At 66.7% G+C, this 12572-nt stretch carries 9 protein-coding genes; 3 read left to right on the top strand and 6 right to left on the bottom strand.

The features are described from left to right. Positions 1 to 236: 236 nt before the first annotated feature. Together gltB and RCP37_RS21420 are read left to right on the top strand one after the other, a co-directional pair. Positions 237 to 4841 (top strand): glutamate synthase large subunit, encoded by a 4605-nt coding sequence (gltB, locus tag RCP37_RS21425; protein WP_308487195.1) that lies wholly within the window; start codon positions 237 to 239, stop codon positions 4839 to 4841. After that, positions 4834 to 6285 carry a glutamate synthase subunit beta gene (locus tag RCP37_RS21420; RefSeq protein WP_308484921.1) on the top strand — a complete coding sequence of 484 codons (1452 nt, stop codon included), beginning with the start codon at positions 4834 to 4836 and terminating at the stop codon, positions 6283 to 6285. The genes gltB and RCP37_RS21420 overlap by 8 nt, the downstream gene beginning before the upstream one ends. 16 nt (positions 6286 to 6301) lie before the next feature. Here RCP37_RS21420 and RCP37_RS21415 read toward each other — a convergent pair whose 3' ends face one another. From RCP37_RS21415 to RCP37_RS21395, 5 genes are read right to left on the bottom strand one after another with little or no spacing between them, the layout of a single operon-like run. Continuing rightward, the gene (locus RCP37_RS21415; RefSeq protein WP_308484920.1) at positions 6302 to 7123 is read right to left on the bottom strand and encodes an ABC transporter permease; all 822 of its coding nucleotides are present in this window, start codon (positions 7121 to 7123) and stop codon (positions 6302 to 6304) included. Further along, entirely contained in the window at positions 7120 to 8289 is a 1170-nt protein-coding gene (locus RCP37_RS21410) for an ABC transporter substrate-binding protein (protein ID WP_308484919.1), read from the bottom strand. The genes RCP37_RS21415 and RCP37_RS21410 overlap by 4 nt, the downstream gene beginning before the upstream one ends. Then, the gene (locus RCP37_RS21405) at positions 8286 to 9029 is read right to left on the bottom strand and encodes an ABC transporter ATP-binding protein (protein WP_308484918.1); all 744 of its coding nucleotides are present in this window, start codon (positions 9027 to 9029) and stop codon (positions 8286 to 8288) included. Before RCP37_RS21405 ends, RCP37_RS21410 begins: the two co-directional genes overlap by 4 nt. Next, on the bottom strand, positions 9005 to 10051 hold the full coding sequence (locus tag RCP37_RS21400) for an acyl-CoA dehydrogenase family protein (protein WP_308484917.1): 1047 nt from the start codon (positions 10049 to 10051) through the stop codon (positions 9005 to 9007). Before RCP37_RS21400 ends, RCP37_RS21405 begins: the two co-directional genes overlap by 25 nt. After that, positions 10048 to 10581: a DUF4242 domain-containing protein gene (locus tag RCP37_RS21395; protein ID WP_308484916.1), complete on the bottom strand. Its 534-nt coding sequence runs from the start codon at positions 10579 to 10581 to the stop codon at positions 10048 to 10050. The genes RCP37_RS21400 and RCP37_RS21395 overlap by 4 nt, the downstream gene beginning before the upstream one ends. Before the next feature lie 87 nt (positions 10582 to 10668). Here RCP37_RS21395 and RCP37_RS21390 point away from each other — a divergent pair, with 87 nt between their 5' ends. Continuing rightward, the gene (locus RCP37_RS21390) at positions 10669 to 11277 is read left to right on the top strand and encodes a TetR/AcrR family transcriptional regulator (protein WP_308484915.1); all 609 of its coding nucleotides are present in this window, start codon (positions 10669 to 10671) and stop codon (positions 11275 to 11277) included. A gap of 351 nt (positions 11278 to 11628) precedes the next feature. Here the strand turns inward: RCP37_RS21390 and RCP37_RS21385 are convergent, their stop codons facing one another. After that, positions 11629 to 12477 carry an LLM class F420-dependent oxidoreductase gene (locus RCP37_RS21385; RefSeq protein ID WP_308484914.1) on the bottom strand — a complete coding sequence of 283 codons (849 nt, stop codon included), beginning with the start codon at positions 12475 to 12477 and terminating at the stop codon, positions 11629 to 11631. Between the last annotated feature and the right edge of the window lie 95 nt (positions 12478 to 12572).

The following is a 12572-nucleotide window of genomic DNA, read 5'->3' as shown; positions in this document are numbered from 1 at the left end:
CAGCCCACATTTCCTGGACATCATCCAGTTATTGCGTTGGCGTAACACAAACCTCACCGCAAGCTCGCTGTCCAGCGAACTAGCGTGTTTGCTAGGTCGGGGTATATCGTGGCGTTGCCTGTGAGAGTTTTCAGGCAGGAACGCCGTTCAACGTCGCACGGACCAACCCCCTTGACCGCTTGTCCATATCGGGCAACGGGCAAGGACGTGCGAAGGGTCAGGTGACTCAGGTGGCGATGGCACCCAGTCGGGTGGGGCTCTACAACCCCGCGTTCGAACATGACGCGTGTGGGGTGGCCATGGTGGTCGATATCCATGGTCGGCGCAGTCGCGACATCGTCGATAAGTCGATTACGGCGCTACTCAACCTGGAGCATCGCGGCGCTGCCGGAGCCGAACCCAACAGCGGTGACGGCGCTGGGATCCTGATCCAGATTCCGGATCTATTCCTGCGTGCCGTAACCGATTTCGATCTTCCGCCCGAGGGCAGCTACGCCACCGGGATCGCATTTCTGCCGCAGTCGGCCAAAGAGTCGGCGGCAGCTTGTGTCGGCATGGAGAAGATCGTCGAGGCCGAGGGCCTCCAGGTGCTCGGCTGGCGCGAGGTGCCGATCGACGACTCGTCGTTGGGCGCGCTGGCTCGAGATGCGATGCCGACCTTCCGGCAGCTTTTCATCGGCGGTGCTTCCGACATGGCTCTGGAGCGCCGGGCCTACGTGGTGCGCAAGCGCGCCGAACATGAGCTGGGCAGCAAGGGGCCGGGCCAGGATGGACCGGGTCGGGAATCCGTCTATTTCCCAAGCCTTTCCAGCCGGACCATGGTGTACAAGGGCATGTTGACCACGCCGCAGCTCAAGGCGTTCTATCCCGACCTGGCCGACGAGCGGATGCAGAGCGCACTGGGCCTCGTGCATTCGCGGTTCTCCACCAACACGTTCCCGTCGTGGCCGTTGGCTCACCCGTTCCGGCGTATCGCACACAACGGTGAGATCAACACGGTCACCGGCAACGAGAACTGGATGCGCGCCCGGGAGGCGCTGATCCGCACCGACGTCTTCGGCTCCGAGGGCGGCCACCGTAGCGCCGACAAGCTGTTCCCGATCTGCACGCCGGGCGCCTCCGACACCGCCCGGTTCGACGAGGTGCTCGAACTGCTGCATCTGGGCGGCCGCAGCCTGCCGCACGCGGTGCTGATGATGATCCCGGAGGCCTGGGAACGGCACGAAAGCATGGATGGGCCTACCCGCGCTTTTTATGAGTACCACGACTCGCTCATGGAGCCCTGGGATGGCCCGGCCTCGATGACCTTCACCGACGGCACCGTGGTGGGTGCCGTGTTGGACCGCAACGGCCTGCGGCCGTCGCGTATTTGGGTCACCGAAGACGGGCTGGTGGTGATGGCGTCCGAGGCCGGTGTTCTCGACCTGGACCCCGCTACGGTGGTGCACCGACAGCGGCTGCAGCCGGGCAAGATGTTCCTGGTGGACACCGCCGCCGGGCGGATCATCTCCGATCGTGAGATCAAGTCGACGCTGGCCGCCGAACGGCCGTACCAGCAGTGGATCGATGAGTGCCTGATCGGAATCGGCGAGCTGCCCCCCGGCGATGCACCCCGGATGGAACGTCACCGGGTCCTGTTGCGGCAGCATATGTTCGGCTACACCTACGAAGAGCTCAACCTGGTGCTCGCGCCCATGGCGCGCTCCGGCGCTGAGCCCATCGGCTCCATGGGCACCGACACCCCGGTGGCGGTGCTCTCGGCGCGACCGCGGCTGCTGTTCGACTACTTTCAGCAGCTGTTCGCCCAGGTCACCAACCCGCCGTTGGACGCCATCCGCGAAGAGGTGATCACCAGCCTGCAAGGTGCGCTGGGCCCGGAAGGCGACCTGCTCAACACCGGTGAACCCACCTGGCGGCAGATCGTGCTGTCCCAGCCGATCCTGAGCAACTCCGAGCTGGCGAAGCTGCTGAAATTGAGCCCGGAACAGCGGATCGGTTCCCGGGGCCCGCACGGGTTGTCCACGGCCGTTATCAGCTGCCTCTATCCGCCCGCGGCGGGCGGTGCCGGGTTGCGCGCGGCGCTCAAGCAGGTGTGCGCCCGGGCCTCGGAGGCGATCGCCGAGGGTGCCAGCTTCTTGGTGATCTCCGACCGGGAATCCGACGAGACGATGGCCCCCATTCCGTCACTGCTGGCCACCGCGGCGGTGCATCACCACTTGGTCGCCGAGCGGACCCGCACCAAGGTGGGCCTGGTGGTGGAGTCCGGCGACGCCCGCGAGGTGCACCACATGGCGGCGCTGATCGGGTTCGGCGCCGCCGCGGTCAACCCGTATCTGGCGTTCGAGTCCGTCGAGGACATGCTCGACCGGGGCCTGATCGAAGGCCTCGATCGCGACAAGGCGTTGGCCAACTATGCCAAGGCCGCCGGCAAGGGCGTGCTGAAAGTCATGTCCAAGATGGGGATCTCGACGCGGGCGTCCTACACCGGGGCGCAGCTGTTCCAGCCGATCGGTATCTCGCAAGACGTTCTCGACGAGTACTTCACCGGCCTGTACTGCCCGATCGGTGGGATCACCCTCGACGACGTCGCCGCTGATGTCGCCGCCCGCCACGCGCTGGCCTACCTGGATCGCCCAGAAGAGCGGGCGCACCGCGAACTGCCGGTGGGCGGGGAGTACCAGTGGCGCCGTGAGGGCGAACACCACCTGTTCAACCCGGAGACGGTGTTCAAACTGCAGCACTCCACCCGTTCGGGCCAGTACACCGTCTTCAAGGAGTACACCAAGCTGGTCGACGACCAGAGTGAACGCCTGGCCACGCTGCGTGGTTTGTTGCGGTTCAAGGCCGGGGAGCGGCCACCGGTTCCGCTGGAGGAGGTGGAACCGGCCACCGAGATCGTCAAACGGTTCGCGACCGGCGCGATGAGTTACGGCTCGATCTCTGCCGAGGCACACGAAACCCTGGCGATCGCGATGAACCGGATCGGCGGCCGTTCCAACTGCGGTGAGGGCGGCGAGCATGCCAGCCGCTTCCTACCCGACGCCGACGGCTCCTGGCGGCGTAGCGCGATCAAGCAGGTCGCCTCGGCGCGTTTCGGCGTGACGAGCGAATACCTGGTCAACTGCACCGACCTGCAGATCAAGATCGCGCAGGGGGCCAAGCCCGGAGAGGGTGGTCAGCTGCCGGGCAACAAGGTGTACCCGTGGATCGCCGAGGTTCGGCATGCCACCCCGGGTGTCGGGCTGATCTCTCCGCCCCCGCACCACGACATCTACTCGATCGAGGACCTCAAGCAGCTGATCCACGACCTGAAGAACGCCAACCCGGAAGCCCGCATCCATGTGAAGCTGGTCGCCGAGAACGGTGTCGGAACGGTGGCGGCGGGAGTGTCCAAGGCGCACGCCGACGTGGTGTTGATCTCCGGCCATGACGGGGGCACCGGGGCGGCGCCGTTGACCTCGCTCAAGCACGCCGGAGCGCCGTGGGAGTTGGGGCTGGCCGAAACCCAGCAGACCTTGCTGCTCAACGGACTTCGGGACCGGATCGTGGTGCAGGTGGATGGCCAGCTCAAGACCGGGCGCGACGTGGTGATCGCGGCGCTGCTGGGAGCCGAGGAATTCGGCTTCGCCACCGCGCCGTTGGTGGTGTCGGGCTGCATCATGATGCGGGTCTGTCACCTGGACACCTGCCCGGTGGGCGTGGCAACTCAGAACCCGGAATTGCGTGAACGGTTCAGCGGACAACCGGAGTTCGTCGAGAACTTCTTCTGGTTCATCGCCGAAGAGGTGCGCGAGTACCTTGCGGCCTTGGGATTCCGCACCATCAACGAGGCAGTCGGGCAGGTGAATGCGCTGGATACCACGCTGGCCCGCGCGCACTGGAAGGCCCACAAGCTCGACCTCGGGCCGGTCCTGCATGAACCGGAGTCAGCGTTCATGAACCAGGACCTGTACTGCACCTCCGGTCAGGATCACGGTCTAGACAAAGCCTTGGACCAGCAGCTGATCGTTATGAGCCGTGAGGCGCTCGATGCGGGCACCCCGGTCAAGTTCACCAGTGCGATATCAAACGTGAACCGGACCGTCGGCACCATGCTCGGCTATGAGGTCACCAAAGCCTATGGTGCCCAGGGGTTGCCGAATGGAACCATTGACATCACCTTCACCGGGTCGGCCGGCAACAGCTTCGGGGCATTTCTGCCGCCGGGGATAAACCTGCGGGTCTTTGGCGACGCCAACGACTACGTCGCCAAGGGGCTGTCCGGTGGCCGGATCGTGGTCCGCCCCCCGCTGGATGCGCCCGACGGCTACGTCGCGGAGGAAAACATCATCGGCGGCAACGTGATTCTGTTCGGCGCCACGTCCGGCGAGGTGTTCCTGCGCGGGGTGGTCGGGGAACGGTTCGCAGTCCGCAACTCCGGTGCGATAGCAGTGGTCGAGGGAGTCGGCGACCACGGCTGTGAGTACATGACCGGGGGCAAAGTGGTGGTGCTGGGCCCGACCGGGCGCAATTTCGCCGCCGGGATGTCCGGGGGCGTGGCCTACGTCTACGACCCGGACCGGCAGCTGGGCGACCGGCTGAACACCGAGATGGTGGACCTGGACACATTCGACGATTTCGACGCCGACGATGTGGCCTGGCTGCGTGACGTGCTGGCGGCTCACGCCGCCGCCACCGACTCGGTACCCGCCCGCGCGATCCTGGCCGATTGGGCCAACCGCGGAAGGGACTTCGTCAAAGTGATGCCGCGCGACTACCGGCGGGTGCTCGTCGCGGTCGCCGAGGCGAAAGCCAGTGGCACAGATCCTGAGGAGGCAATTATGGCGGCGGCTCATGGCTGACCCGAGAGGATTCATGACCAACACCCAGCGCATCCTGCCGTTGCGCCGTCCGGTCTCCGAGCGGGTGAGCGACTGGAACGAGGTGTATCAGGATTTCGCCGAAGACACCTTGCGCCAGCAGGCGGGACGCTGCATGGACTGCGGTATCCCGTTCTGCCACCATGGCTGTCCGCTGGGCAACCTCATCCCGGAGTGGAACGACTTGGTACGCACCGGGCGCTGGCGTGAGGCGTTCGACAGGCTGCACGCCACGAACAACTTCCCGGACTTCACCGGCCGGCTCTGCCCCGCGCCATGTGAACCGGCCTGTGTGCTGGGCATCAACCAGCCGCCGGTGACCATCAAGCAGGTCGAGTACGAGATCGTCGAACGCGGCTTCGCCGAAGGCTGGGCGCAACCGATCCCACCCACGGTCCGCACCGGGAAGTCGGTCGCGGTGGTGGGCTCGGGGCCGGCCGGACTGGCCGCTGCCCAGCAACTCACCCGGGGCGGGCACGCGGTGACGGTCTTCGAGCGCGATGACCGCATCGGTGGTCTGCTGCGTTACGGCATACCGGAATTCAAGATGGAGAAGCGAATTCTGGACCGGCGGCTGGAGCAGATGGCCGGCGAGGGAACGACGTTCAAGACGGGCGTGAATGTCGGGGTAGATCTGACCGTCGAGCAGCTGCGCGAAGACTTCGACGCTGTTGTGCTGGCCGGAGGGGCCACCGCCTGGCGAGACCTGCCGATCCCGGGCCGGGAGCTCGAGGGCATCCATCAGGCGATGGAGTACCTGCCGTGGGCGAACCGGGTGCAGGCCGGCGACCTGGCTGAGCCGCCGATCACCGCGCACGGCAAGAAAGTCGTCATCATCGGCGGCGGTGACACCGGCGCCGACTGCCTGGGCACGGTGCACCGCCAGGGCGGGACGTGCGTGCACCAGTTCGAGATCATGCCGCGTCCGCCGGAGATCCGTGATCCGTCCACCCCGTGGCCGACCTACCCCTTGATCATGCGGACCACGTCCGCGCACGAAGAGGGCGGTGATCGGGTGTTCTCGGTCAACACCGAGGAATTCACCGGCCGTGACGGTCGGGTGACCGGGTTGCGGGCCCACGAAGTGCGCCGCCGCAACGGCAGCTTCGAGAAGGTCGACGGTACCGACTTCGAACTCGAAGCCGACCTGGTGCTGCTCGCAATGGGATTCGTCGGGCCGGAGCGTTCGCCGCTGCTGGCCGATCTGGGTGTGGAGTTCACCGAACGCGGCAGTGTGGCGCGTGATGCGGACTACGCCACCGCGGTGCCGGGTGTCTATGTCGCCGGCGACATGGGCCGCGGTCAATCCCTCATCGTGTGGGCAATCGCCGAGGGGCGCGGTGCCGCGGCGAGCGTGGACCGGTACCTGATGGGCCGCACCGCATTGCCCTCGCCGATCACCGCGACCGCGGCGCCGCTTCGCTGAGCCGAGCAGCCCGCATTCAGCTCGCGGCGTTACGACGCGGTGCGAGAAGGATGCGGGCTGCCAGGTCGAGCAGGTAGCCGAGAACGCCGATCACCGCGATCACCGCGACCACCTGGTCGTAGGCGAGCTGGTCGCGGGCGTTGAGGATCTGATATCCCAGACCCGATCGCACGCCTAGCATTTCGGCGGGCACCAGCACCACCCAGGCGATGCCCAGCGCCAGGCGCAGACCGTTCTGCACCGGCACTCGGACCGCCGGCAGCACTACGGCGGTCAACTGCTCGAACCGGCTGGCGTGCAACGACCGCGCGACATGCAGATAGCCCGGGTCGATCGCATGGACTCCGGCGACCGTTCCGAGCAGCACCGGCCAGACCGCTGCGGCGGCGATCAGGAAGATCACCGGCTGGCTGCCGATGCCGAACACCGCCACGATGATCGGGGTCCACGACAGCGGAGAGATCATCCGCAGGAACGCCACAACCGGTCCGGCCGCCCGCTCCGCGGTGCGGCTCAAGCCGATGAGCAGGCCCGTCGGGATGCCGACCAGCGCAGCGATCAGCAGGCCGATCAGCAGACGGTAGAGGCTCACGGCAGTGTCAGACACCAGCACGCCCCGACCGATCAGGTCCACCAGTGCCGCAACGACGTGCTGCGGTGCCGTTTGTCGCAGCAGCGACTGCGGGGCGCAGAGCACCGAAGTCGCCGCCCACCACAGCGCGATGGCCACGCTCACGCTGACGACCGGGGGCCAGACCCGGGGCCACCACGCAGACCGGGTGCCGGCTTCGGCGCCTGGGGGCCGCTGGTCATTGGGCTGCACGGCGATGGTGGTCATGAGGCGTGTACCTGTTCTTCGCGGGTCAATGATGCGGCCAAGCCGAACGCTGCGGGTCCGCCGTGTTGCGCCAGGGCGGACCGCACGAACTGGTCGTCGACGAGGTCCGCGTGCACCCGGGCGGGATCCAGCCGCTCCAGGAAGCGGCGATCGCCGTCGATGACCGTCTCACCCATGGCTTCTACGAGGCGGTCCGTGAAGCTGGCAAAGGGAAACGGGGTAAAGCCCAGCCGTTGCGGCTGCCAGTCCGGATGCGCCAGCGGATACGGGGGATCGGGATAGGTCAGCGCCAGCTGCACCGCCGGCACCGGTTGGGGCAGGTAGTGGCCCCCGCCAAGGGCCTTGGCGGCCTTGACTCGATCGGTGTTCAGCAGCAGCTGCGCGCCGACCACGGCATCGGTCACCTGCTGGATGGCGTTCGGCCGCTGGGCGATCACGTCGTCGCGGGTAATCAGCACGCAGCAGGCGTGGTCACGCCACACATCGCCGAGGAAGGTGTGGATGCGGCCGATCTTCTTGATCTGGGCGACCGCGTTGAACGGGTCCGCGACGACGTAGCCGCCGATCGAGCGGTTCGCCAGTGCGGGCACCATATCCGAGGGGCTCATCACGATCAGCTCCACGGTGCGTGCGGCACGAGAAGCGCTGCGCCGCACCACCGGTCGCAGGCCGTGTGCGCGCAGCAACTGCTGCAGCACGATATTGTGAATGGACCACCAGAACGGGATCGCCACTTGGGTACCGGCCAGATCCGCCAGGTCCTTGATGTGCGGCGCCACGGTCAGCGCCGAACCGTTGGTGTGATTCCAGCCCAGTACCCGGACGCCACCGCCCAAGGCGTAGCGCAGCTGGACGGCCATCGGCATCAGCAGATGCACCACATCGACCTTGCCGGTGACGAAGGCCTCGCCCAGCGATGCCCAACTGCGGAACAGTACTGGTTTGGCCGAACTGACCAGCCCCGCCGGGTACAGCGCGGCGCTGTGCGCCAGCAACAGTGGGGCAGCGTCGGTGATCGGTAGGTAACCGATCCGCAGCGGGCCACCGGTATCGGCTGCGCGGCTGACGGTGGCGCTGCGGGCCAGGTCGCCGATCCCGAAAACGCCGCCTGCCGCCGCAGTTGCCGCCGCCCCGATCAGCAGACTGCGTCGGGTCAGCGTGGTCACGACCGCACTCCGGCAACGCCGATAGGGTCGCCGTCGTAGTGCGCCAAGATCTCCTGGCGCAGGTCGGCGTGACCGTCGGGTGGCGTGGTGGCGCCGACCGCCCACTGGTTGCGCAGGCGTCCATCGGCACCGAGGAGCACGACTCGCTCGGCCAGCCGCAGCGCCTCGTCAACGTCGTGCGTCACCAAGACGACGGTCACTCCCAGCTCGGCCGCCAACTGGGCCAGCCAGCCCTGTAAGTCGGCGCGGGTGGTCGGATCCAGTGCGCTGAAAGGTTCGTCGAGCAGCAACAGCCGCGGGTTGGTGGCCACCGCACGCAGAATGGCCACGCGTTGGGCCTGACCTCCGGACAGCTGATCGGGATAGCGATCGGCCAGCTGGTCGACACCGAATCGGGTCATCAACTCGGCGGCGCGCGCCTGGTCGAAGTCTGCCCGGTGGGCGGCGAACCGCCGTGCGTACGCGACGTTTTCGGCGACGCTCAACCAGGGCATCAGCAGCGGACGCTGGAACACCACGCCGGTGCGCGGCCGGTTGCCGTCAGAATTCCAGGTGACGGTGCCGCCATCCAGTGGCTCCAGCCCGGCCAGCACTCGCAGCAGCGTCGACTTGCCGCTGCCACTGCTGCCCAGGACCGCTACGAATTCCCCGTCACCGACTGCGAGGTTGATGTCACGCAAGACGGTGACCGAACCAAACCGCTTGCTGCCCTGGGTTACACGTACCGACTCAGTTCCCACCGCAGTTGTCCTTCCGATGGAGATTGGATAGGGAGAAACGCCGCTTCCCGAAAGCGTCGGTTGGCCGCGCTGCGGGTGGCGTAGCCGGCGCCACCGGCCAATGTCGATTCCAGCCGGGTGGCGTCCACCGCGGTCGTCGCGGCGTCCAGGCGCAGTCGAATAATCTCGGCGAGACCGGCCGCCTGCGGGTTACGAGCCAACGCGAACAGCGTGTCGCGCAGCCGGTGAAGCTGTTGGCCCAGCTCGGTGCGCTCGGTACCGAACTGCTCGGCCAGTTGGCCGGTCGCTTGCTCGGCGCCCTCGCGCGCGGCAGCGGCCACGCCGACGCAGAAGGCGGTCTGCAGCAACAGAAATGTCGGTCGAATCGTGCTGACGAAGGCTGCCAGGTCCTCAGTGAGGATCTGCTCCGGTGCGACCGGGACTTCATGGAGGCGCAGCGACGTCGACGCGGTGGCCCCCAGCGCCATCAGGTCTGGAGCGGGGTTGACGGTGATGCCCGGCAGGTTCGCATCGACCACGGCTACCAGCGTTGTGCCATCGGGGCGGCGGGCCGGCAACACGATCAGGGAATCGTCGAAGACGTTGGACGCCCAGTGAATCGGTCCGGTGATCCGCAGGTGGTCACCGGAACCGTCGGCGACCAGCGGAACCGGACCCAGGCCGGCCACCTGCTTGAGTCCGGCTGCCATCGCTGTCACGCCCGCGCGGTTACCGCTGCTCAGTGCCTCCAAGCGTTCCTCACGTGCCGGTTCCGGCGCGTGGGCCAGATAGGTCACCGCCATGGTGTGCGCCCACAGCGAGAATCCGACCGCCAGGCTGGCCGCCGCGGTGTGTTCGATCACCGACACCAAGTCCGGCAGACCGTCGTCGCGTAGCGCCGCCTCGAACAGTCCCGCCGACCCGAACCGCGCCAGGTCGTCGCGCACGTCGAGGCGGCCGGTGTCGAGCGCTTCGGCGCGATCCGCGACGATCGCCGTGAGGTCGGCCAGCGCGGTGTGCACAAGGTGCACCGGAGCACTCACCGCTGCTCGCCTTCCAGGCGGTGCAGGCGGTCGATTGGGGTGGTGACGGCTTCCCGAGCCCGGCGGACCGCGGTCTCGTCGGGGGCGTCGTAGAAGCACAGGCACTTGTCCATGTCTTCGCGAACGTAGGTGCGCAAGAAGGTCACTTCGGGGACATCGGCGTACTTCGGGGACTTGGCTTTTTTACGGGCCAGGTAGGTGTCCATGTCCAGATCGGCGGGCAGGTCCCATTCGACGAGATAGCCCGCGGCGGGGCGGGCGGCCTTGAGTTGAGCGAGCTCGGCGCCGACCAGCCGTACCGAGTGCGGGCCGCTGGCCTCGGCCACCGACAACGTTGCGGCGTCCACCGAAGGCGCCTGACAGGAGCCGAATTCTGCGATCGCGAAGATCCGGTGTGCCTCACCGGCCACCTGGGCCTCGATCAGTTCGCCACCCTCGCGGTGGATGACAGCGTCAAGTTCCTTGATCGCGCGGTCGGCGTCGGAGCGGTCGAGGCGCAGCGGAGCGATCTCGTAGAGGTACAGAGTCATTGGGTTTGCCTTTCGCCGTCGGATGGCTACGACGGTGCCAGCGATAGACAACCCTGTCTATCGAGGCGGCTGGGTTAATCTGCTGCCATGACGCGCACGACCGGACCGGGCCGCGAGCATGCCTCGCATTCCAGGCGTGCCGCACCGCCCGCACAACGGCTGCTCGAGACGGCGACGGAACTCTTTGCGGCACAGGACATTCGAGAAGTGGGTATTGACCGGATCCTGGCCGAAGCCGGGGTTGCGAAGGCGAGTCTCTACAACCTCTACGGCTCGAAGGAAGCGCTCGTGCTGGCCTACCTGACCGCTTTGGATCAGGCTGATCGCAAGCGATACCACGGGGCCGCGGCGCGACTCGACGATCCCGTCGAGCAGATCCTGCTGTTCTTTGACCTTGCCGCGGCGGCCGCCAAGAAGCGCCGCTACCGCGGATGCCTGTATGTCAACGCCGCCGGCGCGTATGCCGGTACCGAACTCGAGCCGGTGGTGGCGCATCGGCGCTGGATGCATACGACGTTGGCGGGACTACTTGCTCAAGCTGGTGTAGCCGATGCGCAGGAGCGCGCAGGTGACCTTCAGTTGCTCTACGACGGCGCGCTGGTGGGTTCCAAAGTCGAACAGTCTGTCGCACCGATCGTCCGGGCCCGTCGGCTGGCCGCCAACCAAATCGCCACTACAGCTACACACATCACTTAGGCAACTTCTGCCCCACGACTCGGCGCGTCGGGTTTTGTTTGCCATGCGCCCGGTGTCTAATGGACAGCTATGTGATCCGCGTTAACAACGTGTTAACATGGTCCGCATTATTCCAATCTGGTCCGAACCGGGGCGGGGGTCAGCGCCGTGTACATCAACCCGATATACCGATACCGGATGGGCCGTATGGCCTGGTCACTGCTGCGCCATCCGCGCCGAAGCCGAGAGTTCCCCGCCAAGCATGAGCGCTTGATCACCGCCGACGAACTTTTGCGCTTCGCGACATAGCGCCGATCGAGCCGGCGGCCGCAGTCCCCGAGAAGAGTTTGCTGACCGTTATCAGTTCGTAATCTACGCCAGCAGTCCGGAGTCACGGATGGCTTCGGCCAACGGCTCTAGAACCGCCGGGTCGTGGGGCGCCGGCAGGTAGACGATCGCCAGATCCAGGCCCTCGGCGCCGAGCGCTTCGGCGTCCTCGATCAGCTGCCCGTAATCGAGATCCGGCTGCAACCGCAGGTGCGCCGACAAGGTGATCTGCTTCGGGTCGCGCCCGATATCGGCGCAATGCGCGGCCAGCACGTCGCGCTTGCGGGCGAACTCGGCGGGAGTGCCGCCGACGAAGTTCCAATGCTGGGCGTATCTCGCCGTGATCTTCAGCGTGCGCTTCTCACCGTTGCCGCCGATGCAGATCGGCGGGTGGGGGCGCTGCGGACCCTTGGGTTCGTTGCGGGCGTCGGTGAGTTGGTAATAGGTGCCGGCGAAGGTGGTGGTGTCCGCGCTCAACAGGCCGATCAGCACCTGGCAGGCCTCCTCGAAACGGTCGAAGCGCTCGGAGATGCTGCCCAACTCGATCCCGTAGGCGCCCGACTCCTCTTCATTCCAACCCGCGCCGATCCCCAGCTCCAACCGGCCGCCGGAGATGATGTCGAGCGCGGCAGCCATGTTGGCCAGCACCGCGGGGTGGCGGTAGTGGATGCCGGTCACCAATGTGCCCACGCGCAAGCGGGTGGTGGCCTGGGCCAACGCCGTCAGGGTGGTCCAGCCCTCCAGGCACGGGCCGGTCGGATCGGAGAAGATCGGGTAGAAGTGGTCGAAGGTCCAGCCGGATTCGTAGACGTCGATGTCGTCCGCGGCACGCCACACGGCCAGCATGTCCGACCAGGTGGTGTTCTGCGGTGAAGTCTTGAACGCGAAGCGCATCCCGCCGAGCCTAGCCGCCATGAACCCCGCGGCGATCGCAAGGCCGGCGGAGCTGCCAGCAGCCGAGCGGCCAAGTTATCGGCGGAGAGGCAAAC

Origin of the sequence: Mycolicibacter sp. MU0102 (genome assembly GCF_963378105.1) — a bacterium.
In the GTDB taxonomy this organism is placed as follows: Bacteria; Actinomycetota; Actinomycetes; order Mycobacteriales; family Mycobacteriaceae; genus Mycobacterium; species Mycobacterium holstebronense.
This window is presented reverse-complemented; position numbering and strand designations above follow the sequence as displayed.

Coding starts and splice junctions, on each gene's coding strand:
- RCP37_RS21420 (WP_308484921.1), top strand. CDS start 4,834: ATGGCTGACCCGAGAGGATTCATGACCAACACCCAGCGCATCCTGCCG.
- RCP37_RS21415 (WP_308484920.1), bottom strand. CDS start 7,123: ATGACCACCATCGCCGTGCAGCCCAATGACCAGCGGCCCCCAGGCGCC.
- RCP37_RS21395 (WP_308484916.1), bottom strand. CDS start 10,581: ATGACTCTGTACCTCTACGAGATCGCTCCGCTGCGCCTCGACCGCTCC.
- RCP37_RS21390 (WP_308484915.1), top strand. CDS start 10,669: ATGACGCGCACGACCGGACCGGGCCGCGAGCATGCCTCGCATTCCAGG.
- RCP37_RS21385 (WP_308484914.1), bottom strand. CDS start 12,477: ATGCGCTTCGCGTTCAAGACTTCACCGCAGAACACCACCTGGTCGGAC.
- gltB (WP_308487195.1), top strand. CDS start 237: ATGGCACCCAGTCGGGTGGGGCTCTACAACCCCGCGTTCGAACATGAC.